This is a genomic window from Actinoplanes sp. NBC_00393, assembly GCF_036053395.1.
Taxonomy (GTDB): domain Bacteria; phylum Actinomycetota; class Actinomycetes; order Mycobacteriales; family Micromonosporaceae; genus Actinoplanes.
The window spans coordinates 2,550,134-2,576,000 of the sequence record NZ_CP107942.1 but is presented as its reverse complement, the minus strand read 5'-3'; the positions used below and the strand labels follow the sequence as shown (position 1 = coordinate 2,576,000).

The following is a 25,867-nucleotide window of genomic DNA, read 5'->3' as shown; positions in this document are numbered from 1 at the left end:
GATGGCCATGCATGATTGCTGCGCCACTCATGAGAGCGGACCCGCCGGGGCGCAGCCAGGCATCTGACGCCAACCCGACCCGGCGTCAACGGGAAGGAGCCGACGTGGAGTCAGCGCGAGCACAGCTACAGGAACTCGCCGCCCGTTATGCCGCCGGGGTGGACCGGCGGGACCGGGAACTGCTGTTGTCCACGATGCATCCGCAGGCGCGCGTCCACATCCCGGCGAGGCGGATCGAGCTCGTCGGCCACGAGCAGATCCCGCGGCTGCTCGAGCTGCTGGCCCGCTTCGAGAAGACGTTTCACCTGGTCGGCAACGCCTGCTACGAGGTCGACGGCGACACCGCCTCCGGAGAGGTGTACTGCCAGGCGCACCACCTGAGGAGCGGCCTGGACTTCACCACGATCAACCGCTACCAGGACGTCTACGCCCGCACCGACGACGGCTGGCGCTTCACCGAGCGGATCATCCTGATCGACTGGACGTACACGGTTGCGGCCCGATCTCTCTGACCGCCACCCGGCCTCATATGGACGCGCCGTTCATTTCGTGGTTATATGAACTCGTAGTTCATTTCCCACGTACCGGAGGCCGTCATGACCACCAGCAACCAACCGCGCGTCGCCCTCGTCACCGGCGGGTCCGGCGGCATCGGCCGCGCCGTCGTGCAGCGCCTGCTGGAGGACGGGTTCGCCGTCGCCGTGCACTATGCGGGCAACGCCACCCGCGCCACCGAGATCGTCGAAGCAGCCGTCAAGTCCGGCCAGCAGGCGATCGCCGTCGGCGGTGATGTCGCCGACGAGCAGGCCATGACCGCGGCGTTCGACGCGGTCGAGACCGCGTTCGGCGGGATCGACGTCGTGGTGAACACCGCGGGCATCATGCTGCTGGCGCCGATCGCCACGCTCGACCTGGACGACCTGGACCGCATGCACCGCACCAACATCCGCGGCACCTTCGTCGTGTCCCAGCTGGCGGCCAACCGGCTGCGCGCCGGCGGGGCCATCATCAACTTCTCCACCAGCGTCACCCGGACCCAGTTCCCCGCCTACGGCGCCTACGTCGCGAGCAAGGCCGCGGTCGAGGCGATGACCCTGGTCCTGGCCCGCGAGCTGCGCGGGAAGGACATCACGGTCAACGCCGTCGCTCCCGGTCCCACGGCCACTCCGCTGTTCCTGGACGGCAAGGACGAGACCGCCATCGCGAACCTGGCCAAGGCCGCGCCCCTGGAGCGCCTCGGTCAGCCCGAGGACATCGCCGAGTCCGTCGCGTTCCTGGCCGGTCCCGCGCGCTGGGTGAACGGGCAGGTGCTGTTCACCAACGGCGGCCTGGCCTGAGGAGGGATGATCATGAGCGAGCGGAAGACCATCCTGATCACCGGCGCGTCCAGCGGCTTCGGCGCCTTGACGGCGCGGACCCTGGCCGATTCCGGCCACACCGTCTACGCCGGCATGCGCGAGGTGTCCGGGCGCAACGCCGCCAAGGTCCAGGACAACGCGCGGTACGCCCGGGAGCACCGCGTCGACCTGCGAACTGTCGAGCTCGACGTGGTCTCGGACGCGTCCGTGGCGGCCGCCGCGGCGCAGGTGCTCGGCGAGGCGGGCCGGATCGACGTACTGATCCACAACGCCGGGCACATGATGAGCGGCCCCGCCGAAGCCTTCACCCCGCAGCAGCTGGCGCAGCTGTATGACGTCAACGTGCTCTCCACCCAGCGGGTCAACCGCGCCGTCCTGCCGTCGATGCGCGAGCGCGGCGAAGGCCTGGTCATCTGGGTGTCGAGCTCCAGTGTCAAGGGCGGCACCCCGCCGTACCTCGCGCCCTATTTCGCTGCCAAGGCCGGCATGGACTCGCTCGCGGTCAGCTATGCCGCCGAGCTCGCCCGCTGGGGCCTGGAGACCTCGATCGTGGTGCCGGGCTCCTTCACCAGAGGAACCAACCACTTCGCGAACAGCGGCAAGCCGGCCGACACCGCGACCGCCGACGCCTACGAGCGGCACTACGCCGGCCTGGTCGACCAGGTGGCGCAGAAGCTGGCCGCGTTGTCGCCCGCCGATGCCGACGCCTCGATGGTCTCCGACGAGATCGCCCGGATCGTCGCCCTGCCCGCCGGGCAGCGGCCGTTCCGGGTGCACATCGATCCGGCCGGCGACGGCTCCGAGCAGGTCAGCGACGTCGCCGACCGGGTCCGGCGCGAATTCCTCGCCCGCGTGGGCCTGGCGGATCTGCTGTCGGCCCGCGCCGGTTCCTAGACTGATGCGTCGAGCTCGATGAGAGGACCAGGGGTGACGTCGCAGCCGGAGCACGCCGGGCCGCGTTCGCGGGGACGCGGCCGGCGGCCCATCGAGCACGTGCGGGCCGATGCGCTGCGCGCCACCGGGGAGATCGTTCTCGCCGAGGGCATCGCGCACCTGACCTTCGAGCGGGTCGCGAAGGCCGCAGCGGTCAGCAAGACGACGCTCTACAAGCTGTGGCCCTCCCCCGCCGCGCTGGCCCTGGACGCCTACTTCCATGCGGTCGCCGACACGCTGGCCTTCGACGACACCGCCGACATCCGGGCGGACCTGCTGCACCAGCTGCACAGTTTCGCCCGGGTGATGCGTACCCCCGGCGGGCGGGCCCTGCTCGAGCTGATCGGCGCCGCGCAGACCGACCCCGCCCTGGCCACGTCCTACCGCACCCTGTACTCGACGGCCCGCCGCAAGCTCGCCTACGAGCGTCTCACCCGGGCGCAGGAACAGGGGCAGATCCGCCCCGGCGTGGACGTCCGCGTGCTCGTCGATCAGCTCTGGGGAGCGGTCTACCACCGGCTTCTGATCCCGGACGAGCCGGTCACCGACGACTTCGTCGAAGCGCTCGTCGCGAATCTGTTCGACGGCGTCGAATTGACTGCATCTGATGCGCCCGGTCCGAGCGAAGTACGGGGTGGTGGCACCGCAGCCACCATCCCGTAGCCGGAAAGGACGTCCGAAGATGAGGTTCACCCGACTGGGCCAGCGGGCCGCCGCCGTGGCGACCGCAGCGATCGTCGCCTCCGCCCTCGGTGCCGCCCCCGCGCAGGCAGCCGGAAAGAAGCCGCTCAAGACCAAGTCGCTCGCGGCGGTGCTGACCGCGGACAAGAGCGGCTTCGACCACAACGGCCACGACTTCGACATCCTGGCCGCCGCGGTCGGCGCCGTGCTCAAGGCCAAGCCGTCCAGCCCGGTCGGCGTGCTCGCCGACGGCAAGACCGCCCTCACCGCGTTCATCCCGAACGACCGGGCCTTCCAGCGGCTGGTCGCCGACATCAAGAACAGCAAGCGGCTGCCCAGCGAGAAGAAGACGTTCAATGCGGTCGCCGGGCTCGGCATCGACACCGTCGAGGCGGTGCTGCTCTACCACGTCGTGCCGGGCGCCACGATCACCAAGAAGGCGGCGCTCAAGTCCGACAACGCCCGCCTGACCACCGCCGCCGGTTCCAAGATCAAGGTCAATGTTTACGGGCCGCGCTGGCACAAGCGCATTGCTCTGATCGACGCGGACCGCAGCGACCGTAACCCGCGCATCAGCAAGTACGACATCAACAAGGGCAACCGGCAGATCGCCCACAGCATCGACCGGGTCCTGCGCCCGATCAACCTGCCCTGACCTGTGCCGGCGGGCGTGCGGCGATTCCGCACGTCCGCCGGCCCACGGCGCAGGGCGAGTAGAAGATCAGCGGTTGCGGGCCATCCGGCGCATGATCGCGTACCCGAGGCCGGCCCCGATGAGATACGGCGCCGCCGCGATGGCCGGGTCGAGCGGGTGGTGGGTCACGTCCGTGCGGTTGCGGCCCAGCCGGGACCGCAGACCGTGATGGGACAGCTCGCTGCGCACCCCGGTCTCGTGGATCAGACGGTCTGGGCGGCCGGTCACCAGCGACCGCAGCCGGCTCTCCGCCACGTCGACTCGGTCGGCCGCGAGCAGCAGCAGCCAGTGCGCGGCCCGGCCCTCGCTGTACTTGGCGTACGAGTAGCGGCGGATCGCCCCGGACAGCCCGCGCGGCGGGGTGGACGTGCCGAAGACCGGGGTGAGGAACTTGTGCTCGATCGAGCGTTCCCGCGGCCACCGCTCCGGCTGGCGTTCCGGGAACTCCCAGTGCGCGCCGCTGAGATCCGGGTCGAAGACCTCCTGCGGCACCGACGGGCGGTCCTTCGGGTCCAGGTCGGCGCCCCAGCCCGGGATCCGGGCGCGCAGGTCGTCGCTGGATTCGGCCAGCTTGGGCTTGTCCGGCGTGTAGGCCATGACGTCCTCTCCCCTACGCGGCGTTCGGAACGATGAGCGGCTTGATGCAGTTGTCCAGCTTCGCCGAGAAGATGTGGTAGCCCTCGGCGATGTGCTCCAGCGGGATCCGGTGCGTGACCAGGTCGCTGGGCTTGAAGTAGCCGTTGCGGACGTGCTCGAACAGGCGCGGCCACTGGCGTTTCACCGGGCACTGGTTCATCCGCAGGGTGAGGCCCTTGTTCATGGCGTCACCGAACTTGACCGCGCTGAACATCGGACCGTACGCGCCCATCACCGAGACGGTGCCGCCCTTGCGTACCGCATCGATGGCCCAGTTGAGCGCCACCGGCGAGCCGCCCTGCAGCTTCAGCTTCGCGGCCGTGACGTGCTGCAGCAGGTTGCCGTCGGCCTCGGCGCCGACGGCGTCGATGGCCACGTCGGCGCCGAGATGATCGGTGATCTTCTTCATGTGCACGACGATGTCGTCGTGCTCGGCGAAGTTGTACGTCTCGGCGTGCGCGAACGTGCGGGCCTTCTCCAGCCGGAAGTCCAGGTGGTCGATGACGATCACCCGGCCGGCGCCCATCAGCCAGGCCGACTTCGCCGCGTAGAGCCCCACCGGGCCGGCGCCGAAGACCACCACCACGTCGCCCTCCACGATGCCGCCGAGCTGGGCGCCGAAGTATCCGGTCGCCACGGCGTCGGTGAGCAGCACCGCGTCGTCCTCGTCCATCCACTCCGGGATGAGGCTGGGCCCGACGTCGGCGAACGGCACCCGGACGAACTCGGCCTGGCCGCCGTCGTAGCCGCCGCAGGTGTGCGAGTAGCCGTAGATGCCGCCGACCGCGGTGGCGTTCGGGTTCACGTTGTGACAGTTCGCGTACATGCCGCGGGCGCAGAAGAAGCAGGTGCCGCAGAAGACGTTGAACGGCACCATCACCCGGTCACCGGGTCTCAGGTTCTGCACCGACGGGCCGACGTCGTCGACCACCCCGACGAACTCGTGGCCGAAGGTCATCCCGACCCGGGTGTCCGGCATCATGCCGTGGTAGAGGTGCAGGTCGGAGCCGCAGATGGCGGCGCGGGTCACCCGTACGATCGCATCGTTCGGGTGTTCGATCTTCGGCCGGTCCTTCTCCTCGACGCGCACGCGGTACGGACCGCGGTAAACCATGGCTTGCATCAACGCCTCCTGTAACCGGCCGGCATGGCGCCTGCCGCAGGAGTGGCTTCCCGCTACCGGCGCGGGCAAACGGGCGGAAGGCGGCCGGCGGTCACGCGGCGCAGTCGCGGCACCTGCCGAAGATCTCGATGGTGTGGCTGACGTCGGTGAAGCCGTTGTCGGCGGCCACCTCGTCGGCCCAGCGTTCGACGGCGGGGCCGTCCACCTCGATCGTCTTGCCGCAGGTGCGGCAGACGAGGTGGTGGTGATGGGTCGGGCTGCACAGCCGGAACACCTGCTCACCACCGGGCAGGCGGGTGCCGTCCGCCTCGCCGGCGTCGACCAGCAGCTGCAGTGTGCGGTAGACCGTGGTCAGGCCCACCTTGGCGCCGCGCTCGCGCAACATCATGTGCAGCTGCTGGGCGCTGCGGGCGCCGTCCACCTGCTGCAGCAGGGCCATCACCTCGCCACGCTGGCGGGTGCTGCGGGTGGTGTTCGGCATGGGCTTCACTCAGTGCTCCGTCGCGGGCGTGGCCGCGCGGGCGCCGCGGCGGTCCCGCAATTATGCAATGGTGAGCATGCGTGCAGCCTCGCCCGCCCGAGTGGCGCGCCCGGATTTCAGCGATTGCCGCGCCCGCTCGCGGGTATCCCCTCTGGCCACAGGTGTGCAATGGCCCGTTGAAGGAGACTGCGTTGACCGCCCAGAAGATCAGCCCGCGCTTCGTGTTCCTCGATCAGGCCCTGGAGTCGATCCAGGTCGGGCCGGACAGCTTCATCGACGCCTACCCGACCGCGGACAAGCCGCAGTTCGAGGTGTCGAAGGCCGGCGACACGGTCCGGATCCAGCTGTCGGCGCAGGACGCCGGATATCAGTCGGCGCTCGACTGGCCGTCCCCGGAGTCCGAGCCGGTCGAGATCGGCCCCGCCCTGCTGGAGATCCTCGAGGGCCCCGCTCAGGAGGGCAACAGCAAGAAGACGCGCGACCTGGCGGAGCAGATCCGCGAGTTCCTGAGCCGGGCGGACCGCTGACCCCGGAGATCGCCGCGCACCTTGCCGATCTAGCCGATTGACGCTGTTCCTGGCCGGAGATAGCGTCCGAAACGATGTCGACGAGCCCACCATTTCGCGATCGGCACAGCGAGCGCGGCGCCCTGGACCAACTGTTGACGAGCGTGCGGGCGAGTCAGAGCCGGGTGCTGGTCGTGCGCGGCGAGGCCGGGGTCGGCAAGTCGGTGTTGCTGGACTATCTGGTGCGCAGCGCGTCCGGTTTTCGCGTCGCCCGGGCGTCCGGCCATGAGTACGAGATGGAGCTCACCTACGCCGGCCTGCATCAACTGTGCGGCCCGCTGCTCGACCTGCGCGAGCGGCTGCCCGGACCGCAGCGCGACGCCCTGGCGGCGACCTTCGGTCTGAGTTCGGCGCCGGCCCCGGACCGTTTCGTCGTCGGTCTCGGCGTGCTCGGCCTGCTCTCGGCGGTCACCGCGGAGCAACCCCTGCTCTGGGTGATCGACGACGCGCAGTGGCTGGACAAGACGTCGGCGCAGACGCTCGCGTTCGTCGCGCGCCGGCTGCTCGCCGAGCCGGTCGCCCTGGTGTTCGCGGTCCGTGAGCCGAGCACCGTCCCGGAGCTGACCGGGCTGCCCGAGCTGCTGGTCGAGGGGCTCGGTCACAGCGACTCCCGGGCGCTGCTGGATGCGGCCCTGCCCGGCCGCCTGGACGAGCTCGTCCGGGACCGGATCGTCGCGGAGTCGCGGGGCAACCCGCTGGCCCTGCTCGAACTGCCGCAGAGTCTCACGCCGACCGAATTGGCGGGCGGGTTCGGCGTACTCGATGCGTCGCCGTTGGCCAATCGGATCGAGCAGAGCTTCCTGCGCAGGCTCGACTCGCTGCCCGCCGAGACCCGGCAGCTGCTGCTGACCGCGGCGGCCGATCCGGTGGGTGACGTCGCCCTGCTCTGGCGCGCCGCCGACCGGCTCGGACTGGGCGCGGATGCGCTGGCGCCGGCGCAGTCGGCGGGACTGATCGACGTGCGCGGCCGGGTGCGGTTCCGCCATCCGCTGGTGCGGTCCGCGGTCTACGGCACCGCGACGCTGCCGGAACGGGAGCGGGCGCATCGAGCGCTTGCGGAGGCCACTGATCCGGAGGTCGATCCGGACCGCCGGGCGTGGCACCGCGCCCACGCGACCACCACACCGGACGAGGACATCGCCGCGGAGCTGGAGCGTTCGGCGGAACGGGCGGCGCAGCGCGGCGGCATCGCGGCGACGGCCGCGTTCCTCGAGCGGGCGGCCGAGCTGACTCCCGACCCGGTGCGCCGTGGCCAGCGCGCGCTGACCGCCGCGAAGGCCACGTTCGAGTCGGGAGCGCCGGACGCCGCGGACAAGCTGCTGGCGGTCGCCGGGTTGAGTCCCCTCGACGAGCTGCAACGTGCCAGGCTGGCACGGCTGCGCGCCCAGATCGTCTTCGCCCTGCGGCGTGGCAGCGACGCACCGCCGCTGCTGCTCGACGCCGCCGACCGGCTCGCGCCGCTGAACAACGGGTCGGCGCGCGAGGCGTACCTGGAAGCGCTCGGAGCGGCGATCTTCGCCGGCCGCCTCAACGAGAGCGTCGGCCCGCGCGAGGTGGCCGCGGCCGCCCGCCGCGCGCCCGCCGCGCAACAGCCGCCCCGGCCGATCGACCTGCTGCTGGACGGTCTGGCAACCCGGTTCACGGACGGATATGTCGCCGGTGTGGAGCCGCTGCGGCGTGCGCTGCACGCGTTCGGGCAGGGCGCCGGCGGCGACCCGGGCGAGACGATGCGGTGGTTCTGGCTGCCGTGGCTGGTCGCCGGTGATCTGTGGGACCACGCGTTGTGGCACGACGTGGCCACCGAGGCGATCCGGCTCTGCCGCGACGCCGGCGCGCTGATCATGCTGCCGCTGGCGCTGGGCAACCGGGCCGCCGTGCACCTGTTCGCCGGAGAGTTCGCGGCGGCTGAGTCGCTGGCCGAGGAGGCGATCGCGATCACCGACGCCACCGGCAACGCCCCGGTGCGGTTCTCCTCGCTGCTGCTCGCCGCCTGGCGCGGCTCCGAGACCGAGGCCCTGGAGTACGCGAACTGGGGCTTGGAACACATCCTCGGGCGCGGTGAGGGACGAGGGGTCGGTGGGCACGGCTACGCGACCGCAGTGCTGTTCAACGGGCTCGGCCGCTATGAGGATGCGCTGGTCAGCGCCCGCACCGCATGCGCGTACGACGACCTGGGCATCTACGGTTTCGCCCTGGTCGAGCTGATCGAGGCGGGGGTCCGCAGCGGCGCTCTGGATGAGGCCGCCGCGGCCCTGCAGCGGCTCGAGGAGCGCACGAGCGCGGCCGGTACGCCGTGGGCGCTCGGCGTGCAGGCCTGGTGCACCGCCCTGCTGAGCGAGGGCGCGGCCGCCGAGGCCGGCTACCGGGAGGCGATCGAGCGGCTCGCCCGCAGTCAGGTCGCCATCCACCTCGCCCGCGCCCACCTGGTGTACGGCGAATGGCTGCGCCGCGAGAACCGCCGCACGGACGCGCGCGAGCACCTTCGGACCGCGCACGACATGTTCAGCCGTACCGGTGCCGGGGCCTTCGCCGAGCGCGCCCACCGCGAGCTGCTGGCCACCGGTGGGGCCGCGCGCCGGCGCACAGTCGACACCCGTGAACTGCTCACTCCCCAGGAGGGCCAGATCGCGCGACTCGCCCGCGAGGGCCTGTCCAATCCGGAGATCGGCGCCCAGCTGTTCATCAGCCCGCGGACGGTGCAGTACCACCTGGGCAAGGTCTTCACCAAGCTGGAGATCACGTCACGCAGCCAGCTCGGCCGGCTCCCGGAGAGCCGGCTCCGCGCGGTCTGAATACGGCGGGTCGTCAAATGAGCGTGCGGCGCTGGGCCGCCGTCAGTAGGGTGAGGATCATGTCGAGCCCTGAATCGGACACTCAGGGGGCTTTCGGTCACGCCGTCAGCCCCCAGAACCTCTGAGCTCCTAGCCCACTCGCCTGCAGGCATGCAGGCATGCAGGCGATGCTTCGGGCGCCCTGGGCGCTGGCCGTGGTGACGAGACGTTTCCCTTTCGTTCTCTCGCCTCGGAGTCCCGATGCCTCTTGCTCTCTATCTGCTTGCTCTGGCTGTGTTCGCCATGGGCACCTCGGAATTCATGCTCGCCGGCCTCGTGCCGGACATCGCGGCCAGTCTTGACGTCGCTGTCGGGACCGCCGGTCTGCTCACTTCTGCTTTCGCGGTAGGGATGATCCTCGGCGCGCCCTGCATGGCCGCGTTCACTCGCCGGTTGCCCACCCGGGCCACGCTCCTCGGATGTGTGGCCGTCTTCGCGGTCTGCCACGTGGTTGCCGCGACCACCGCGTCGTTCGCCGTGCTGTTCGCCAGCCGTATCGTGGCTGCCGTTGCCAACGCCGGTTTCCTGGCCGTCGCGCTCAGTACCGCGACCCTGCTCGTGGCGCCGAACCAGAAGGGCCGGGCGCTGGCGGTCCTGCTGTCCGGTACGACGATCGCCACGGTCGCCGGCGTGCCCGCCGGAGCGCTTCTCGGGACAGCATGGGGCTGGCGGGCCACTTTCTGGGCGGTCGCGCTGCTGTGCGTGCCCGCGGCTGTCGGTATCCTCACCGGCGTCCGCCGCCGCACGCAGGATGCGCCGGAGCGATCGCGCAACGCTCCTTCTCTCGCGTACGAGGTAGCGCAGCTCCGCGCGCCCCGCCTGCTCGTGGCGATGCTGTTGGCTGCGCTGCTCAACGGTGGCACCTTCACCGCTTTCACCTTCCTCGCACCGCTCATCACCGGGACCGCGGGCCTGGACCCGTGGTGGGTGCCGGTGGCGCTGGTGTTGTTCGGCGCCGGTTCCTTCCTCGGAGTCACCGCCGCCGGACGGCTGGCCGACCAGCACCCTCGCACGACCCTTGTCACAGCCGCCCCCGTCCTGGTTCTCGGCTGGCTGCTGCTCGCGCTGCTCGCCGAGCACCCTGTCGCGGTGCTCGTCCTGATGTTCGCCCAGGGCATGCTTGCTTTCGCGGCGGGAAGCACCCTGATCGCCCGGGTGCTCTACGCGGCATCGGACGCTCCGACCATGGGTGGTTCCTACGCGACCGCCGCTCTCAACATCGGGGCGGCCGCCGGACCGGCCTTGGGGGCCGTAGCACTAACCGGCTCCAGCAACCTGGGGCCCGTTCGGGCGGCGTTCGCTCTGTCTACGGTCGCCCTCCTCTTGATGCTGCCGACGCTACGTCTGATCGCGCCGAAGGACCGGAGCATGGAGGCCGTCGGATGACACACGCCAATGCTGCGCTGAGCATCGCGGGGCGCGCGCTGAAGCCCCGCGATCACTGCCGCAGGGCGGCCAGCTGCTCGCTGAAGTGGGCCAGCGCGCCGTTGTGCAGCAGGAATCCCCAGCTCACCCGGGCCACGCCGAGCGCGGCCAACTCGGCCGGTGACGGCGCTTTCGGCAGCCGCAGGACGTTGACCGGGCCGCGGACCTCGGCGATGAAGCGGCGCAGCGCGTCGGTCTCCCACAGCACGATCGGGAAGACGCAGTCGGCGCCCGCCTCCAGGTAGGCGTTCGCCCGGCGGACCGCTTCGCCGACGAGCTCCTGCTGGGCCCCGGGGCCGGCACCGGCCAGGAACGGGCCGATGAAGACGTCGATCCGGGCATTGATGACAAGCCGGTAGCCGTCCTGCGACGCGGCCTGACGCACCGCGGCCAGCCACTGTGCGTGCTGGTCGGCATCGCGCAGGCCACCACCGGCGCGGTGGTCGGTGTCCTCCAGGTTGCAGCCGGCGGCGCCCGCCGTGCGCAACGCCGCCACCAGCTCGGCCGGCTCCAGCCCGTAGCCGCCTTCGGCGTCGACCGTCACGGGCACGTCGACGCCCCGCGCGATCCGCTCGGCCGCGGCCAACATCTCCGCGGCTGGCGCGGCCTCGTGATCCTCATAGCCCAGCGCTGCGGCCACGCCGGCACTGGTGGTCGCGACCACCGGGAAGCCGGCTGCGACCACGGCTTTCGCGGTGGCGACGTCCCAGGCGTTCGGCAGCAGGAGTGGGTTTCCCGGGCGGTGCAGCGCCCGTAGTTGATCGCAGCGGGTCTCGAGATCAGTGGCCTGCGAGGCGGTCATACGCACCCCTGTGCTCCGGTCGATCACGCCATCGGCTTCCCAGGGTAGTGGCCCGCCGGCTAGTTGCGCTGCCCGTGACTGGCCAGTCCGGCTAGCGAGTCAGCGGACTCGAAGGTGACCCGCCGAGCGCGACGCTGCCTGCATCGACAAAGCAGCCAGGTTTCGCCAGCGGAGGAGATGGTCATGCGTACGTCCAGCGTCGAGCCCGAGGCCGTCACGGACTTCGAAAGCGTCCGCCCTCGACTGTTCGGGATCGCCTACCGGATGTTGGGCCGGGCCGCCGACGCCGAGGACGTCGTCCAGAACGTCTGGGTCCGCTGGCAGGGCGCGGACCGGGCGCAGGTCCGCAACCGGGTCGGGTTCCTCATGACCATCACGTCGCGGGTCGCCCTCAATGTGGCGACCTCCGCCTACGCCCGTCACGAGGCCGATACCGGCGGCTGGCTTCCGGAGCCCCCGGCCGAGTCAGCGGATCCCGCGCTGGAGGCGGAACGCGGCGAGGCGCTCGAGGCCGCGGTCCAGCTGCTGATGGAACGACTGTCCCCGGCAGAACGTGCCGTCTACGTGCTGCGCGAGGCCTTCGGCTATCCGTTCCGGGAGATCGCCGAGTTGCTCGAGCTCACCGAGAGCGCGGCACGGCAACTGGCGTCGCGAGCCCGCCGGCACCTGACGGAGTCACGCCTGCATGCCGTTGATTCTGGGGAGCGTGACGCGCTGCTCGGGGCGGTCCGCGCCGCGACCCGTGCCGGTGGCATGGCCCGCCTGATCGATCTGCTGGCCGGCTCCGGCTCGTCGGGCCGGGCGCCTCGCCCGCGCCACCGGACGGTACAGGGCTGCCGGCAGCCGGCGTACCGGTGATACCTGGTCCTCCCCGCCGGTGCTGACGCGGACGGCCGGGTCCACGGCGTTCGGATGCCCGTGTCAACGGAAAGCACAAAGCCCCCGTTGTGGCGTTCGGGGTTCTGCGGTGAGTGAATATGCTGCGCAGCGATGCGCGGTGGATGATGGGAGCCACACCGCGACCGGCGTGCGGGCGAGGGAGGGCGGGCGAGGTGGTCGATCTGCCGCTGCACGCGCAGATCCTGGCCATGCTCGACAGCGACCCGCAGGGCTGGGTGCTGGCCGAACCGGTGCGCGTCGACGGCGAGTTCGTCGATCTGGAGCTGGCGTACATCAACGACGCCGGGTGCCGGCTGGTCGGCCGTCCGCGCGAGCAGCTCCTGGGCCGCTGTTACCGGCAGCTGTGGCCGGAGACGGTGAACGACGGGACCCTGCCGTTCTACCGGTCCGTGGTGGAGACCGGGGTTCCGGCCACCCGCACGGTGTACTACGACCGGCGGACCATCACCGGACACTTCGAGTTCCGGGCCGGCCCGTACGGCGACGGCCTCCTGATCCGCTTCGTCGACCTGCGGCAGGTGACCGTGTCACCGCAGTCGGATGGTGGCGCCCGGCTGTACGACATGCTCGACACCGCGTTCGACGGTTTCACCGTGCTGCGCGCCGTCCGCGGGCCCGGCGGGGAGATCACGGATTTCGTCTGCGAGTACGTCAACCAGCTCGGCGCCAAGCTGACCGGCCACGCCGTCGCGGACGTGATCGGCCACCGGCTCAGCGAGATCTCCCCGGAGAGCTGGGACGACGGCCTGTTCGAGCGGTACCGGACGGTGGCGGCCACCGGGGAGCCGTGGCGGCAGGAGCTGCGGTATCCCGGGATCGGCCAGGTGTGGGAGGTCAAGATCGGCCAGGTCGGCGAGGGCGCGGTCGCGGTGTCCTTCCGGGAGATCACCGAACAGGTGGAACGGCAGCGAGAGATCGCTGACAGTGCGGCCCGCGCCGAGCACGCCGCCGGCCGGGTCCGCGCTCTGGAGAGCGTCACGGCGGCGCTGGTCGCGGCCAGCACCACGGCACAGGTGTACGCCGCCATGGGCTCGGTACTACGTCCCTCCGCCGGCGGTCAGGGGCTGGCCGTGCTGCTGCGCCAGGACGACTCCTTGCAGCTGACCTATCACGCCGGGTACGAACCCGAGGTCGTCGCCCGTCTGCAACAGCTGCCCCTGCACCATCGGTATCCGGCGACCGCGGTCGCCCGGACCGGGCGGGCGCGGTACCTGACGTCGCTGGCACAGTTCCACGCCGCCCAAACCGACCCGGCGACCGCGGTGTCTCCCGGCAGCCGGCAGGCCTGGGCGTTCCTGCCGCTGACCGCGGCCGGCGAGGTCCTGGGCGTGCTGGTGATCGGCTACCGCGAACCGCGGGACTTCGACGACGACACCAAGTCGACGTTGACCGCACTCGCCGGCCTGGTCGCCCAGGCAATGCAGCGGGCCCTGCTGTTCGAGACCAGTATGTCGATCGCGGCCGAACTGCAGCATGCGCTGCTGCCCGCCGCGCTGCCGACGGCACCCGGTCTGCGGCACGCGGCCCGCTACCTGCCGTGGACGCGCGGGGCCGAGGTCGGCGGCGACTGGTACGACGTCATCGCCGTCGACGACGACGTCGTCAGCGTCGTGATCGGCGACGTGGCCGGGCACAACCTCGCCGCGGCCGCCGCGATGGGGCAGGTCCGCGACGCGCTGCGCGCCTACGCCGTCGCCGGTCACGAGCCGGCTGCTGTCATGCGGCACACCAACCGGCTCATCCGCGCCGTCGGCCTGGACACCATCGTGACCTGCTGTTATCTGCAACTGCACCTGGCCGAGGGCACCGCCACCGGCGTCCTGGCCGGGCATCCCCCGCCCATCCTGCGCGACGCCACAGGCACCCGGCTGCTCGAGCTGCCGACCGCCGCTCCGCTGGGCGCTTCCCGGACTGCCGGCTACCGCGAGACCAGAATCGACTTTCCGCCCGGCGCGACCCTGCTGCTCTACACCGACGGGCTGGTGGAGGACCACAGCCACCCGCTCGACCGCGGTCTCAGCGAACTGTGCGCCGCCGTGGGCAGCGCCCCGGCCGGCGACGCCGACGCCGTCATCGAGCACGTCCTGACCAGCGACGTCGGCCCCCGCCCGCGGCGCGACGACATCGCCCTGCTCTGCCTGACCCGAGATCACACGACCGGCATATAGGCGGCAGCCTCCAGTGGCCACGACAACGGCCCGAACCGCGTTTCCGCCAATCGTGCCTGTGTTCGGCGCGCTTGACGGAATGACTCAATTCCCGCGTCAGGCCGGCGTTGATGGAAGGGAGTCTTTGCCGTCGAGCCAGAGTCTGCCGATGCTGCCGGGCGGAGGTGCGGTCGTGTCGGCGTTCTTCAGGTCGACGGATTCGCGGTGACGGGAGACCTGGGCCATGGTCATCGCGTGGCCGTGGCCGAGGCCGTATTCGGTCTTGAGCCAGGAGACGATCTCGGCGGCCTTGGTGTCGGGCCCGCCGAGGCCGCCGTCGTCGATGCGGGCGAGGAGTTGTCGCGGTGTCAGACCGGTTCGGGTCTCGATCGTCGTCAGATAGCTCTGTGCGGATGCGGGCATGGTACGGCTCCGTTCGTGCGAAAGGTTTCGGTGCGAGGGCCTGCGGCGCGGGGACGTTGCCCGACAGCGCCGGCCGACCGGTGGATCGTCGGGCCGCTGTGGACAGGCGGATTGCCGGGCGCGCTGCTCAGGACTTCACTGCAGGGCGCGGACCTCGATGCGGGAATGGAGAGCGGCCGAGGCTTGCTCGGCCCAGGTCACGGCAGCCTCCTCGTCGGCCGCGTTGATGATCCAGAAGCCGCCGACGTACTCCGTCGCCTCCACGAAGGGCCCGGGGACGCGCTTGGTCTCACGGCCTGTCGCGTCGACGGTGATCGCGGTCGACGGTGGGTGCAGTCCACCGGCGTGCACGAAGGCGCCGGAGTCCTGCATCGCCGAGTTGAAGCGGTCCACGGCGGCCATCACGGCTTCCAGCTCGGCGGGGTCCGTCTCCCGCATCGATTCCATCGTCGGCTCCTCGGCCGTGTTGTGCGGGACGGTGAGGAAGTACTGCGGCATCGCAATGTCTCCTGGTCTGTGGCTTGCGGTGTTTGACGATCTCCACCCTGCGTGGATCACCACCGCGCCGACTACCCTTTCGATGTGGATCGAAAGGTGGTGCAGTTCCGGCTCGGCTCGTCCGACATCTCGGCGGTACGGTTCGGGATCTCACCGGGGCACGAGCTGATCCACGCGATCCGCGTCATGTTGCGACCCCAGGTCGCCCCGCTGCACTGGGGCTGGTTCCGTAACCAGCGCGGCGTACCGACGGGTGAGGCGTTCCGCTTGATGGCGGTGATCAGCGGCGTCGAGGGGTACCTGCCCGACTTCCTCACCACTACCCCGTCCGGCGACATGACCCCCGAGGAGGAACTGGAGCGTCTGCGTGAGGTGCCGGACGAACGGCTGCAGTTCGACCTGCGCAAAATGGAGATCCGATCGACCGGCGCGCGACAACGGGAGATCCAAGAGTTGATCGCCGATCCGGCACGTGCGCGGTCGGCGATCGTCACGGCCTGGGAGCAGGTGTGGGGCATGCTGCTGGCGCCGGTCTGGCCGCAGATGCTGCGGTTGTTGCGCGCCGACATCGCGGTGCGGGCACGGCGCAGCAGCGACGCCGGGCTCGCCGCGATGGCCGCCACCCTGCACTCGAGCGTGACGTGGCGCGACGATGTCGTCGAGGTCCAGCTGCGGCACCACGGGGAGACGATCGACTGCGGCGGCACCGGGCTGGTGCTCGTCCCCTCCGTCATGGCCCTCCGCGGCTGCGCCGTGCTGACCGAACCTCCCGCCCAGCCGACGATCTTCTACCCTGCACACGGCATCTCAGAGTCGTGGCACCGGCCCGCGTCCGACGTCCTCGATGCGCTCACCGCACTGCTGGGTTCCGCCCGCGCCCGCCTCCTGCTCGAGCTCCAGCAACCTCTCTCCACGTCCGAGTGCGCCCAGCTGACCGGGTCGGCGGCCTCGACCGCGTCGCACCATCTCACCGTGTTGCGGGCGGCCGGCCTGGTGGACAGCCGCCGCGCCGGTCCGCGGGTCCTGCACACCCGTACCCCGCTCGGCGAGGCCCTCGCCGGGGGTCACTGAATACGTAGCCGGTGGGCGGTCGTCGGCCTGTGGCGGCAGGCTCCGGCGGACGCGCGCGGCGGAGCATTTCGCCCGCTTCCGGACGGCACGAGAGCACGCACGCGGCACGCCCACACTCGTGGACGGGTTCATACACGCACGTGGCTCAGGCATGCAGCTGCCGCAGCACCTCGTAGAACGCCTGCTTGCCCTCCAGGCCGATGCCCGGCTCGTCGCTGAGCCGGACCGCGCTGTCGCGGACCACGGCGTCGTCGGCGAAGCCGCCGGTCGGCTGGAACTCGCCCGGGTACGACTCGTTGCCGCCCAGCTTGAGGGCCGCGGCGATGTGCAGCGAGAACTGGTGGCCGCCGTGCGGGATGCACCGGCGCGAGGACCAGCCGTGCTCGCGCAGCATGTCCTGGATGCGCAGGTACTCGACCAGGCCGTAACTGAGGGCGGGGTCGACCTGGATGACGTCGCGGTCGGGGCGCAGGCCGCCGTAGCGGATCAGGTTGCGGGTGTCCGGCAGGGAGAACAGGTTCTCACCGGTGGCCAGCGGCCCGCGGTAGTGCTCGGCGAGGGTGGCGTTGAGCCGGTAGTCGAGCGGGTCGCCGACCTCCTCGTACCAGAACAGGCCGTACGGTTCGATCGCCCGGCCGTACTCCAGCGCCGTGGGCAGATCGAAGCGGCCGTTGACGTCGACGGCCAGCCGTGACCCGTCCCCGCCGAGCACCTGCAGCACCGCCTCGATGCGCTGCAGGTCCTCGGCGAGCGGGGCCCCGCCGATCTTCATCTTGACGACGCGGTAGCCCTGGTCGAGAAAGCCCCGCATCTCGTCCTGCAGGTCGCGCAGGCCCTTGCCGGGCGCGTAGTAGCCGCCGGCGGCGTAGACGAACACCGACTCGTCGGGGTCTCCGTCGCCGTAGCGGTCGGACAGGTACCGGTACAGCGGCTGCCCGGCGATCTTCGCGGCCAGGTCGAACAGCGCCATGTCGACGACGCCGACGGCGACCGAGCGCTCTCCGTGCCCGCCGGGCTTCTCGTTGCGCATCATCAACTGCCACGCCCGGGCGGGGTCCAGACTTCCGGACTCGTCCAGCAGCGAGCCAGGCGAAGCGTCCAGCAGGCGCGGCAGGATGCGGCGGCGCAGGATCTCGCCGGCCGAGTAGCGGCCGTTGGAGTTGAAGCCGTACCCGACGACCGGTTTCCCGTCGCGGATCACGTCGCTGACCAGAGCGAGGACCGAGCAGTCCATGGACGTGAAATCGATCCAGGCGTTGCGGATCGCCGAACTGATCGGCACGACTCCCTCGTACGCGGCCGTGATTCTCATGGTTGTGATCTCCTCACACCGGCACGGTGACGACCCGGATGCCCTTCTCCCGGAACGGCGCGACCTGCGCGTCGGCGCCGGTGGTGACCAGCGTCCACCCGGGCGCCAGCCGGGTCCAGGCGTGGAACGGCCGGCGCCCCAGCTTGGCGGCGTGCGCCAGCACGTAGACACGCGTGGAGCGCTGCGCCATCAGCTCCTTGAGCCGGGTCTGTGCCAGGTCGGCCTCGCAGATCCCGCGTTCGGCGTCCACACTGTCGGCGGCCAGGAACGCCCGGTCGAAGCTCATCCGCTCGAGGGCGTTCTCGGCGATCGGGCCGACCAGGGCCTGACTGACCGGTCGCATCGTGCCGCCGAGGCAGTGCACGGTCAGCCCGTCCGCCCCGGCCAGCTCACTGAGAACCGTCAGGCTGGGCGTGGACACGGTCAGGTCGGTGTGGTCGCGCAGCTGGTGGGCCAGGGCTGCCACCGTGGAGCCCGCGTCCAGGGCGAGGGAGTCGCCGGGCTCGATCTGGGCGGCGGCCCAGCGGGCGATGGCGACCTTCTCGGCGAAGGCCTCGCCGATGCGCTGCTGCAGGGGTGGCTCGGCGCGGTGCGGCGCGGCCATCGCCCCGCCGTACGTCCTGGTCAGCCGGCCGGTCGCCTCCAGCCGGGCCAGGTCGCGGCGGATCGTGGAGGCCGAGACCCGGAACCGCTCGGCCAGGTCGGTGACGCTGGTCAGTCCGGTCGTCTCGGCGAGCCGGACGATCTCTTCGCGGCGACGGCGTGAACCCAGCACCGGTGGCATGGCACCAGAATGCGAGTCCTGCGCGATGTGCGCAAGTGATGGCCGTGAATTGCTCTGACTGTCACGCAGGTCACTCATTTCCCGCGCATTTCGCGCCGATAACTTGCTCGTAACGCGCAGGCAATGCCATCGTCATTCGTGATTGGCCGGCCGTCAGGCCCCGTCCCCCCTTCTCCATCGTGACTGATCCCGCATAGGAGTGGATCACCGATGACCGATGCCCTTCACAGCCGTCGCAACATCCTCAGAATGGCGCTGGCCCTCGGCGCCGGCGGCACGCTCGGTGGCCTGACCACGGCGTGCGCCACCCCCACCGGCCTGCCCGGTGCGGGCACCCTCAACATCGCCCTGAACCGTTCGCTGGTCAGCCTGGACAACAAGCTGAACCAGTTCGACGCCGCGGTCACCGTGCAGCGGGCCGTCCGCCAGGCACTGACCCGGCTCACCCCGGACCTGAAGATCCAGCCGGTGCTGGCGGAGAGCTTCCAGCTGACCGCGCCGACCGAGTGGACCGTGCGCTTGCGGTCCGGCATCCGCTACTCCGACAACTCGCCGGTGCAGGTGGAGGACGTCGCCAAGGCCCTGGAGTCCTACCGCGACACCAAGGGCGGCTTCCTGGCCACCTTCTTCCCGGAGTGGCCGCGCGTGGTCAAGGTCGACGACCAGACCTTCAAGCTGCGCACCGACGCGCCGCTGCCGGTCCTCGACTACCTGATGGCCAACATCCTGATCACCCCGGCCGCCGCCAACAAGGCCGAGGAGCTGCAGACGGGCGTCGGGAGCGGGCCCTACGTCGTCACCGCCGCCGACCGCGGCGCCGGCAACTACCAACTCGCGATCAACCCCAACTACTGGGGTACGCGCCCCACGGTCGAACAGGTGCAGGTGCGCTTCCTGCCCTCGGAGACCAGCCGCGTCGTGTCCCTGCGCAGCGGCGAGGTCGACGTCATCGACTCGATCACCCCGGACTCCGTCGAGCAGCTGCGCGGCCTGCCCGGCGTGCAGATCGAGAACCGGCCCGGCACCCGGATCACCCACCTGTTCTACAACTTCCGCAAGCCAGCCGGGCATCCCCTCGCCGACGTCCGGGTCCGGGAGGCGCTCAGCTACGCGATCAACGGCGACGCGCTGATCAACGACATTCTTCAGCAGGCCGTCATCCCGGTCCCCGGAGTGGTCCCGCCCGGACTGAGCGGCGCCGCCGCGGTCGGCGGGTTCCGCTACGACCCGGCGAAGGCCCGCCAGATGCTCACCGGCCTCGGCGTCCGCGACCTGTCGATGAAGATCATCTGGGAGTCCGGGGAGTTCGCCGGCGACACCCAGGTGATGGAAGCCGTCTACGAGATGCTGCGCGCGGTCGGCGTACGGGTCACGCTCCAGCAGTTCGAGCCCGGCGGCGACATCTCCGCCTGGCGGCAGGGCCGCGCCGGCGACTGGGACCTGCTGGCCAACGGCTACCCCAGCTCGACCGGCTTGGCGATCACCGTTTTGCAGGGCATGTACGCGGGCACCGCCGCCAAGGAGCAGACCCGCGACACCTATCACGGCTACGTCGTGCCGGAGGCGACCCAGCTGATCGCCCGGGCCTCGGCCGAGATCGACCCGGCCCGGCGCACCCAGCTGCTCACCCAGGCCCAGCAGACGGTCTGGAACACCTGGCCGGCCATGTGGGCGTTCGCGCCCAAGGCCGTGGTCGCGCGCCGCGAACGGGTCACCGGCATGGCGATGGGCGCCAACAACTCCTACGACCTCACCCAGCTCCGATTGGCGCAATGAGCATGATCCGATACCTGGCCAAGCGCCTCGCCCAGAGTTTCCTGACCATCCTGCTCACGGTCTCCACCGTCTTCGTCCTGATCCGGCTGGCGCCCGGCGACCCGGCCCGCGCCTACGCCGGTCCGCTGTCCACCAACGAGCAGGTCGAAGAGGTACGCCGCCAGTTCGGCCTCGACCAGCCCCTGATCGAGCAGTACTGGACCTTCCTCAAGGGGCTGTTCAGCGGCGACCTCGGTACGTCGTTCAGCTATCAGGCACCGGCCCTGGACGTGGTCCTCGACCGGCTGCCGTACACCCTGACCCTGGCCATCTCCGCCATCGTGGTGACCACCCTGGTCTCGATCCCGCTGGGCGTGTGGATGGCCCGGCGCGCCGACACCCGCCGCGAGCTGGCCGCCAACGTGGCCACCGTCGCCGGGCAGTCGATGCCCGAGTTCTGGACCGGCGTGATGCTGCTGACCGTGTTCGCGGTGCTGATCCCGGTGCTGCCCGCATCCGGCTTCACCACGTGGGGCGGCCTGGTGCTGCCGACGGTCACCATCGCCATCCTGCAGATCGCGCTGATCTCCCGGATGGTGCGCCGCGAGATGGTCGCCAACTTCGGCGCACCGTACCTGACCGTGGCCCGCTCCCGCGGCGTCGGCGAACGGCTGCTGACCTGGCGCTACGCCATGGGCAACGCGTCCGTGCCGGTGGTCACCGCGCTCGGCACCCGGTTCGCGGCCATGCTCAACGGCGTCGTCGTGGTCGAGGTGGTTTTCGCCTGGCCCGGCGTCGGCTCGCTGGTCGTGCGCGCCCTGGAGACCAGGGACTACCCGCTGATCGTCACCACCGTGCTGGTCACTTCCGTGCTCGCGGTGCTGGTCCAGCTGCTGGTCGACCTCTGCTACCCGCTCCTGGACCCGCGGGTCCGCCTAGGAAAGGCCGTCGCATGAGCACCACAGCCGTCCGGCCGAGCGCGGTCACCGCCCGCGACCTGACCCGCTCCGCGGTCACCCGGCGCCGCCGCGGCGTACGCCTCAAGCTGATCGCCGGCACCATCTGCACCCTGCTCGTGCTCCTGCCGGTCATCTTCGCCCAGGTCCTGCCGCTGCCCGACCCGGGCGCCCAGGATCTCAGCAAGCGCCGGCTGCCGCCGCTGAGCGAGGGACACCTGTTCGGCACCGACGCGCTCGGGCGTGACCTGCTGTCGCTGGTGCTGCACGGCGCCCAGGTGTCGATCGCCATCGGCGTCATCGCGGTCACCGTCTCCGGGCTGATCGGCATCCTCGCCGGCTCGGCCGCCGGTTTCCTCGGCGGCTGGGTGGACACCGTCGTGTCCCGGCTGCTCGAAGCGCAGATGTCGCTGCCGCTGCTGATGATGCTGCTGCTCGTGGTCGCCCTGTTCGGACCGTCGATGCCGGTCATCACCCTGGTCATCGCCATCGCGTTGTGGCCCGAGGTGGCCCGGCTGACCCGCAGCCTGGTGCTGGTGGAACGCGAGAAACCCTACGTCGCCGCTGCCCGGGTGCTCGGCCTGCACCGGTTCCAGACCCTCGCCCAGCACATCATCCCGAACATCATCCGGCAGGCCTCGCTGGTCGTGCTTCTGCTGCTGGCGCAGGCGGTGCTGCTGGAGAGCGCGCTGAGCTATCTGGGCGCCGGGCCGCAGCGCCCGTTCGCCACGCTCGGCCGCATCATCTCCGACGGCCAGAACTACATCACCACCTCGTGGTGGCTGGTCACCCTGCCCGGCCTGGTCATCGTGCTGCTGGTGGTCGGGGTCAACCTGCTCGGCGACGGCCTGCGCGACCGCGCCCGGCGCCGCAAGGGAGGACAATCGTGAGTACGCCGCTGCTCGACGTCCGCGACCTGCAGATCGAACTGATGACCGACGCCGGTGTCATCCGGGCCGTCGACGGGGTCAGCTTCCACGTCGACGAAGGTGAGACCGTCACCATCATCGGCGAGTCCGGGTGTGGCAAGTCGACCACCGCCATGGGCATCCTGCGCTGCTGCCACCGGATCTGGCCGTGCTGTCCGGTCACGTGAGCTTCGCCGGCACCGACGTGATCACCGACCCGGCCTCGATCGCCCGGGTCCGCGGCCGGTCGGTGTCGCTGATCCCGCAGGACCCGATGACCGCGCTGAGCCCGGTCCTGACCATCGGCAGCCAGCTGATCGAGGCGGTCCGCACCCGCAGCCGCGAGCTGAGCCGGACCCAGGCCCGCGAACGCGCGGTCGAGCTACTTGATCAGGTCCATATCCGTACGCCCGAACAGCAGCTCGCCAAATACCCGCATCAACTGTCCGGCGGGATGCTGCAGCGGGTGCTGATCGCGATCGCGCTGGCCGGGCAGCCCCGCCTGCTGGTCGCCGACGAACCGACCAGCGCGCTCGACGTCACCGTCCAGGCCGGAGTGCTCGACCTGCTGCTGGAGCTTCAGGCGCGTACCCGGATCGCGGTTTTGATGATCACCCACGACCTGGGCGTGGCCCGCGTGGTCTCCGACCGCATCCATGTGATGAAGGCCGGGTGCTTCGTGGAGAGCGGCGACGTCGAGGACGTCGTGGACCGGCCGAAGACCGACTACACCAAGGCGCTGCTCGCCGCGATCCCCCAGCTCGGTGGCTGGGACGGCGAGTCGGCGGCCGGCAATCGCAGGGAGACGGTGTCGTGAGCGCGGTACTGAGCGTCGAGAACCTCGTGGTGGAGTATCCGACCGCTTCCGGCGTGCACCGGGCCGTCGACGATGTCAGTTTCGAGATCGAGCGCGGCAGCACCCTGGCCGTGGTCGGCGAGTCGGGCTGCGGCAAGTCGACGATCGCCCGGTCCCTGGTCCGGCTGATCCGCCCGACCTCGGGGGCGATCACGCTGGACGGCGTCGACATCTCGGCCATGCCGGAGAAGCGGTTGCGGGCCCTGCGGTCGAAGATCCAGATGGTGTTCCAGGATCCGTACGGCTCCCTCGATCCGCACATGACCGCCCAGCGCATCGTCGCCGAACCGTTGAAGCTGCGCGGCGTACGCCCGGCCGAACGCAACGCCGAGGCCGCCCGCCTGCTCGACCTGGTCGGCCTGCCCAGCAGCGCCCTGGAACGCCGGCCGGCCGAGTTCTCCGGCGGCCAGCGCCAGCGCATCGGCATCGCCCGCGCCCTGGCCAGCCGGCCCGACGTGCTGGTCTGCGACGAGGCCACCAGCGCGCTCGACGTGTCGGTCCAGGCGCAGGTGCTCAAACTGCTCGCCGACCTGCAGGAAGCCACCGGCGTCACCTACCTGTTCATCTCGCACAACCTCGGCGTGGTCCGCGAGATCAGCCAGAACGTGCTGGTCATGCGGCACGGCAAGGTCGTCGAGTACGGGCCCACCGACACCGTGCTGGCCCGGCCCGCCGAGCCGTACACCCGCGCGCTGCGCGCCGCCGCGCTCGACCCCTCCACCATTCACGGCCGCAAGCCGCGCCACGTCCTCGCGGTCACCGTCCCCTCGCCCGAAATGGAGCGCCAGCCATGAACGCCGCAGCATTCGCCGCCAAGGTCCGGGCCCGCGAGACCGTCGTCGGCTACTGGGTCACCCTGGACGCACCGCCGGCCACCGAACGCATCGCCCGGCTCGGCTACGACTACGTGGCGCTCGACGCCCAGCACGGCCTGTTCGGCTATTCCGGCATGCTGGCCGGGCTGACCGCCATCGACGCGGCCGCCACCGCGGTCGGCCTGGTCCGGGTCGCGGCCAACGACGCCACCCCGATCGGGCAGGCCCTGGACGCCGGCGCGGCCGGCATCATCGTGCCGCTGGTCAGCACCGGCGCCGACGCCGCCCGCGCGGTCGCCGCCACCCGTTATCCGCCGGTAGGCATCCGCTCCTACGGCCCGATGCGCTCGATGCTGCGGATCGGCCCGGCCCCGGCCGAGGCGAATGAGGCGGTCACCCTGCTCGCCATGATCGAGACCCCGGAAGGGCTGGCGAACGTCGAGGAGATCGCCGCCACGCCGGGCATCGACGGGCTCTACATCGGCCCGTCGGACCTGACCATCGCCGTCGGCGGCGCCGGACCGGCCGACCCCGCGGTGGCCGACGCGTTCGAGGACGCGCTGGTCCGCATCCGCCGCGCCTGCGAGGCCGCCGGGATCGCCGCGGGCCTGCACACCCGCACCGGCGAGGAGGCCGCCAAGCGGCTGTCCGAAGGCTTCACGCTGGTCACGGTGGCCAGCGACCTCACCCACCTGGAGATCGCCGCGAACGCGCATCTCACCGCGGTGCGGGGCGAACGATGACCTCCTCATTCGACGGTGTGCTGCGCCCCGATCCGGCCGACCCGCGGCGCACCGACGCCTGGCTGGCCGCGCCGACCGTGCAGAGCCACGCCTCGTTCCTGGCCACCCTGCCCGACGGCGACCTCGGCCTGGTCTGGTTCGGCGGCACCCAGGAGGGCGTCGGCGACATCAGCATCTGGTTCTCCCGGCTCGCGCCCGGCGCCGACAAGTGGTCCACCCCGGAGCAGCTCAGCGACGACCCACGGCGATCCGAGCAGAACCCGATCCTGTTCCCCACCCCGGCCGGCGAGCTGTGGCTGCTCTACACCGCGCAGCGGGCCGGCAACCAGGACACCGCCGAGGTACGCCGGCGAGTCTCGGCCGACTCGGGCCGCACCTGGGGACCGGCGCACACGCTGTTCCCGGCCGACGAACGCAGCGGCGTCTTCGTGCGCCAGCCGATCGTGGTGACCGACTCCGGCCGCTGGCTGCTCGGCATCTTCCGCTGCGTCACCGTCCCCGGCGAACGCTGGGCCGGCGACGCCGACACCAGCTCGGTGCTGATCTCCGACGACCAGGGCGCGACCTGGCGGGAGGTGCCGGTGCCGGACAGCGTCGGCTGCGTGCACATGAACATCGCCGACCTCGGCGGCGGGCGGTTGTTCGCGCTGTTCCGCAGCCGCTGGGCCGACCACATCTACGCCTCCCGCTCGGACGACGGTGGCGAGACCTGGTCGGTGCCGCAGCCCACCGAGCTGCCGAACAACAACTCGTCGATCCAGCAGTGCGTCCTCGCCGACGGGCGTCTCGCGCTGGTCTACAACCACTCCAGCCGGCTCGACGCCACGTCACGCCGTGTCTCGCTGTATGACGAGATCGACGACGAAGGGCTGGTCGAGGGCGGCGCCGGCGAGACCTCTTCGGAGTGCGGCGCGGCTTTCTGGGGCGCTCCGCGCGCACCGATGACCCTCGCCTTCTCCAGCGACCAGGGCGCCACCTGGCAGCGCGCCGGAAACCTCGACGAGGGCGACGGCTACTGCCTGACCAACAACTCCCGCGACGGGCTCAACCGCGAGCTGTCCTACCCGGCCGTGCACCAGAGCCCCGACGGCACGCTGCACGTCAGCTACACCTACCACCGGCAGACCATCAAATACGTACGCCTGCCGGCCGACTGGACGCGAGGCTGA

27 protein-coding genes are annotated in these 25,867 nt (G+C 70.9%); 19 read left to right on the top strand and 8 right to left on the bottom strand.

What is annotated here, in order from left to right:
* The first annotated feature begins 104 nt into the window (after nucleotides 1-104).
* From OHA21_RS11935 to OHA21_RS11915, 5 genes are all read left to right on the top strand, one after another.
* Nucleotides 105-512 (top strand): nuclear transport factor 2 family protein, encoded by a 408-nt coding sequence (locus OHA21_RS11935; protein ID WP_328473224.1) that lies wholly within the window; start codon nucleotides 105-107, stop codon nucleotides 510-512.
* An 84-nt stretch (nucleotides 513-596) separates the two neighbouring features.
* Nucleotides 597-1,337 (top strand): SDR family oxidoreductase, encoded by a 741-nt coding sequence (locus OHA21_RS11930; protein ID WP_328473222.1) that lies wholly within the window; start codon nucleotides 597-599, stop codon nucleotides 1,335-1,337.
* Nucleotides 1,338-1,349: 12 nt separating this feature from the next.
* A complete protein-coding gene (locus OHA21_RS11925; RefSeq protein WP_328473220.1) occupies nucleotides 1,350-2,252 on the top strand; it encodes an SDR family oxidoreductase in 903 nt (300 codons plus the stop codon).
* A gap of 33 nt (nucleotides 2,253-2,285) precedes the next feature.
* Nucleotides 2,286-2,954: a TetR-like C-terminal domain-containing protein gene (locus OHA21_RS11920; RefSeq protein ID WP_328473219.1), complete on the top strand. Its 669-nt coding sequence runs from the start codon at nucleotides 2,286-2,288 to the stop codon at nucleotides 2,952-2,954.
* 19 nt (nucleotides 2,955-2,973) lie between these two features.
* Nucleotides 2,974-3,627, top strand: coding sequence for a fasciclin domain-containing protein (locus OHA21_RS11915; RefSeq protein WP_328473217.1), 654 nt, complete (start codon nucleotides 2,974-2,976; stop codon nucleotides 3,625-3,627).
* Between the two features lie 66 nt (nucleotides 3,628-3,693).
* Here OHA21_RS11915 and OHA21_RS11910 read toward each other — a convergent pair whose 3' ends face one another.
* The 3 genes from OHA21_RS11910 to OHA21_RS11900 all read right to left on the bottom strand — a co-directional run bounded on the left by OHA21_RS11910 (nucleotide 3,694) and on the right by OHA21_RS11900 (nucleotide 5,906).
* On the bottom strand, nucleotides 3,694-4,263 hold the full coding sequence (locus OHA21_RS11910) for a hypothetical protein (protein ID WP_328473215.1): 570 nt from the start codon (nucleotides 4,261-4,263) through the stop codon (nucleotides 3,694-3,696).
* Nucleotides 4,264-4,276: 13 nt separating this feature from the next.
* Entirely contained in the window at nucleotides 4,277-5,425 is a 1,149-nt protein-coding gene (locus OHA21_RS11905; RefSeq protein ID WP_328473213.1) for a zinc-dependent alcohol dehydrogenase, read from the bottom strand.
* Nucleotides 5,426-5,516: 91 nt separating this feature from the next.
* Nucleotides 5,517-5,906, bottom strand: coding sequence for a Fur family transcriptional regulator (locus OHA21_RS11900; protein ID WP_328478379.1), 390 nt, complete (start codon nucleotides 5,904-5,906; stop codon nucleotides 5,517-5,519).
* A gap of 191 nt (nucleotides 5,907-6,097) precedes the next feature.
* Here OHA21_RS11900 and OHA21_RS11895 point away from each other — a divergent pair, with 191 nt between their 5' ends.
* The 3 genes from OHA21_RS11895 to OHA21_RS11885 all read left to right on the top strand — a co-directional run bounded on the left by OHA21_RS11895 (nucleotide 6,098) and on the right by OHA21_RS11885 (nucleotide 10,689).
* A complete protein-coding gene (locus OHA21_RS11895) occupies nucleotides 6,098-6,433 on the top strand; it encodes a hypothetical protein (RefSeq protein WP_328473211.1) in 336 nt (111 codons plus the stop codon).
* Between the two features lie 74 nt (nucleotides 6,434-6,507).
* Nucleotides 6,508-9,264, top strand: coding sequence for an ATP-binding protein (locus tag OHA21_RS11890; RefSeq protein WP_328473209.1), 2,757 nt, complete (start codon nucleotides 6,508-6,510; stop codon nucleotides 9,262-9,264).
* A gap of 240 nt (nucleotides 9,265-9,504) precedes the next feature.
* Entirely contained in the window at nucleotides 9,505-10,689 is a 1,185-nt protein-coding gene (locus OHA21_RS11885; protein WP_328473207.1) for a Cmx/CmrA family chloramphenicol efflux MFS transporter, read from the top strand.
* A gap of 52 nt (nucleotides 10,690-10,741) precedes the next feature.
* On the opposite strand, the gene OHA21_RS11880 is transcribed toward OHA21_RS11885, so the two are convergent.
* Entirely contained in the window at nucleotides 10,742-11,530 is a 789-nt protein-coding gene (locus OHA21_RS11880; protein WP_328473204.1) for an isocitrate lyase/PEP mutase family protein, read from the bottom strand.
* Between the two features lie 183 nt (nucleotides 11,531-11,713).
* On the opposite strand from OHA21_RS11880, the gene OHA21_RS11875 reads away from it, so the two are divergent.
* Both OHA21_RS11875 and OHA21_RS11870 read left to right on the top strand, forming a co-directional pair.
* On the top strand, nucleotides 11,714-12,388 hold the full coding sequence (locus OHA21_RS11875; protein WP_328473202.1) for a sigma-70 family RNA polymerase sigma factor: 675 nt from the start codon (nucleotides 11,714-11,716) through the stop codon (nucleotides 12,386-12,388).
* A gap of 194 nt (nucleotides 12,389-12,582) precedes the next feature.
* On the top strand, nucleotides 12,583-14,598 hold the full coding sequence (locus OHA21_RS11870) for a SpoIIE family protein phosphatase (RefSeq protein ID WP_328473200.1): 2,016 nt from the start codon (nucleotides 12,583-12,585) through the stop codon (nucleotides 14,596-14,598).
* Nucleotides 14,599-14,694: 96 nt separating this feature from the next.
* Here OHA21_RS11870 and OHA21_RS11865 read toward each other — a convergent pair whose 3' ends face one another.
* A complete protein-coding gene (locus OHA21_RS11865; protein WP_328473198.1) occupies nucleotides 14,695-15,000 on the bottom strand; it encodes a DUF4287 domain-containing protein in 306 nt (101 codons plus the stop codon).
* 135 nt (nucleotides 15,001-15,135) lie between these two features.
* Complete coding sequence (locus OHA21_RS11860; RefSeq protein WP_328473196.1) at nucleotides 15,136-15,498, bottom strand: YciI family protein; 363 nt, start codon at nucleotides 15,496-15,498, stop codon at nucleotides 15,136-15,138.
* Between the two features lie 84 nt (nucleotides 15,499-15,582).
* Here OHA21_RS11860 and OHA21_RS11855 point away from each other — a divergent pair, with 84 nt between their 5' ends.
* Nucleotides 15,583-16,569, top strand: a complete 987-nt coding sequence (locus OHA21_RS11855) for an ArsR/SmtB family transcription factor (RefSeq protein ID WP_328473194.1) — start codon at nucleotides 15,583-15,585, stop codon at nucleotides 16,567-16,569.
* 145 nt (nucleotides 16,570-16,714) lie between these two features.
* Here the strand turns inward: OHA21_RS11855 and OHA21_RS11850 are convergent, their stop codons facing one another.
* Together OHA21_RS11850 and OHA21_RS11845 are read right to left on the bottom strand one after the other, a co-directional pair.
* A complete protein-coding gene (locus OHA21_RS11850; protein ID WP_328473192.1) occupies nucleotides 16,715-17,881 on the bottom strand; it encodes an enolase C-terminal domain-like protein in 1,167 nt (388 codons plus the stop codon).
* Between the two features lie 13 nt (nucleotides 17,882-17,894).
* Nucleotides 17,895-18,665 (bottom strand): DeoR/GlpR family DNA-binding transcription regulator, encoded by a 771-nt coding sequence (locus OHA21_RS11845; protein ID WP_328473190.1) that lies wholly within the window; start codon nucleotides 18,663-18,665, stop codon nucleotides 17,895-17,897.
* 210 nt (nucleotides 18,666-18,875) lie between these two features.
* On the opposite strand from OHA21_RS11845, the gene OHA21_RS11840 reads away from it, so the two are divergent.
* Genes OHA21_RS11840 through OHA21_RS11805 form a run of 8 tightly spaced genes read left to right on the top strand, consistent with a single transcriptional unit; the run spans nucleotide 18,876 to nucleotide 25,867 of the window.
* Complete coding sequence (locus OHA21_RS11840) at nucleotides 18,876-20,441, top strand: ABC transporter substrate-binding protein (RefSeq protein ID WP_328473188.1); 1,566 nt, start codon at nucleotides 18,876-18,878, stop codon at nucleotides 20,439-20,441.
* A complete protein-coding gene (locus tag OHA21_RS11835) occupies nucleotides 20,438-21,376 on the top strand; it encodes an ABC transporter permease (RefSeq protein WP_328473186.1) in 939 nt (312 codons plus the stop codon). The genes OHA21_RS11840 and OHA21_RS11835 overlap by 4 nt, the downstream gene beginning before the upstream one ends.
* Complete coding sequence (locus OHA21_RS11830) at nucleotides 21,373-22,266, top strand: ABC transporter permease (RefSeq protein ID WP_328473184.1); 894 nt, start codon at nucleotides 21,373-21,375, stop codon at nucleotides 22,264-22,266. Before OHA21_RS11835 ends, OHA21_RS11830 begins: the two co-directional genes overlap by 4 nt.
* Nucleotides 22,263-22,472, top strand: a complete 210-nt coding sequence (locus tag OHA21_RS11825) for an ATP-binding cassette domain-containing protein (RefSeq protein ID WP_328473182.1) — start codon at nucleotides 22,263-22,265, stop codon at nucleotides 22,470-22,472. Before OHA21_RS11830 ends, OHA21_RS11825 begins: the two co-directional genes overlap by 4 nt.
* On the top strand, nucleotides 22,454-23,101 hold the full coding sequence (locus OHA21_RS11820; protein WP_328473180.1) for an ABC transporter ATP-binding protein: 648 nt from the start codon (nucleotides 22,454-22,456) through the stop codon (nucleotides 23,099-23,101). The genes OHA21_RS11825 and OHA21_RS11820 overlap by 19 nt, the downstream gene beginning before the upstream one ends.
* Nucleotides 23,098-23,934: an ABC transporter ATP-binding protein gene (locus OHA21_RS11815; protein WP_328473177.1), complete on the top strand. Its 837-nt coding sequence runs from the start codon at nucleotides 23,098-23,100 to the stop codon at nucleotides 23,932-23,934. The genes OHA21_RS11820 and OHA21_RS11815 overlap by 4 nt, the downstream gene beginning before the upstream one ends.
* A complete protein-coding gene (locus tag OHA21_RS11810) occupies nucleotides 23,931-24,698 on the top strand; it encodes an HpcH/HpaI aldolase family protein (protein ID WP_328473175.1) in 768 nt (255 codons plus the stop codon). The genes OHA21_RS11815 and OHA21_RS11810 overlap by 4 nt, the downstream gene beginning before the upstream one ends.
* The gene (locus OHA21_RS11805) at nucleotides 24,695-25,867 is read left to right on the top strand and encodes a sialidase family protein (RefSeq protein WP_328473173.1); all 1,173 of its coding nucleotides are present in this window, start codon (nucleotides 24,695-24,697) and stop codon (nucleotides 25,865-25,867) included. Before OHA21_RS11810 ends, OHA21_RS11805 begins: the two co-directional genes overlap by 4 nt.

Coding starts and splice junctions, on each gene's coding strand:
- OHA21_RS11890 (WP_328473209.1), top strand. CDS start 6,508: ATGTCGACGAGCCCACCATTTCGCGATCGGCACAGCGAGCGCGGCGCC.
- OHA21_RS11835 (WP_328473186.1), top strand. CDS start 20,438: ATGAGCATGATCCGATACCTGGCCAAGCGCCTCGCCCAGAGTTTCCTG.
- OHA21_RS11910 (WP_328473215.1), bottom strand. CDS start 4,263: ATGGCCTACACGCCGGACAAGCCCAAGCTGGCCGAATCCAGCGACGAC.
- OHA21_RS11930 (WP_328473222.1), top strand. CDS start 597: ATGACCACCAGCAACCAACCGCGCGTCGCCCTCGTCACCGGCGGGTCC.
- OHA21_RS11880 (WP_328473204.1), bottom strand. CDS start 11,530: ATGACCGCCTCGCAGGCCACTGATCTCGAGACCCGCTGCGATCAACTA.
- OHA21_RS11885 (WP_328473207.1), top strand. CDS start 9,505: ATGCCTCTTGCTCTCTATCTGCTTGCTCTGGCTGTGTTCGCCATGGGC.
- OHA21_RS11845 (WP_328473190.1), bottom strand. CDS start 18,665: ATGCCACCGGTGCTGGGTTCACGCCGTCGCCGCGAAGAGATCGTCCGG.
- OHA21_RS11805 (WP_328473173.1), top strand. CDS start 24,695: ATGACCTCCTCATTCGACGGTGTGCTGCGCCCCGATCCGGCCGACCCG.
- OHA21_RS11915 (WP_328473217.1), top strand. CDS start 2,974: ATGAGGTTCACCCGACTGGGCCAGCGGGCCGCCGCCGTGGCGACCGCA.
- OHA21_RS11875 (WP_328473202.1), top strand. CDS start 11,714: ATGCGTACGTCCAGCGTCGAGCCCGAGGCCGTCACGGACTTCGAAAGC.
- OHA21_RS11840 (WP_328473188.1), top strand. CDS start 18,876: ATGACCGATGCCCTTCACAGCCGTCGCAACATCCTCAGAATGGCGCTG.
- OHA21_RS11850 (WP_328473192.1), bottom strand. CDS start 17,881: ATGAGAATCACGGCCGCGTACGAGGGAGTCGTGCCGATCAGTTCGGCG.
- OHA21_RS11810 (WP_328473175.1), top strand. CDS start 23,931: ATGAACGCCGCAGCATTCGCCGCCAAGGTCCGGGCCCGCGAGACCGTC.
- OHA21_RS11905 (WP_328473213.1), bottom strand. CDS start 5,425: ATGCAAGCCATGGTTTACCGCGGTCCGTACCGCGTGCGCGTCGAGGAG.
- OHA21_RS11900 (WP_328478379.1), bottom strand. CDS start 5,906: ATGCCGAACACCACCCGCAGCACCCGCCAGCGTGGCGAGGTGATGGCC.
- OHA21_RS11865 (WP_328473198.1), bottom strand. CDS start 15,000: ATGCCCGCATCCGCACAGAGCTATCTGACGACGATCGAGACCCGAACC.
- OHA21_RS11830 (WP_328473184.1), top strand. CDS start 21,373: ATGAGCACCACAGCCGTCCGGCCGAGCGCGGTCACCGCCCGCGACCTG.
- OHA21_RS11860 (WP_328473196.1), bottom strand. CDS start 15,498: ATGCCGCAGTACTTCCTCACCGTCCCGCACAACACGGCCGAGGAGCCG.
- OHA21_RS11925 (WP_328473220.1), top strand. CDS start 1,350: ATGAGCGAGCGGAAGACCATCCTGATCACCGGCGCGTCCAGCGGCTTC.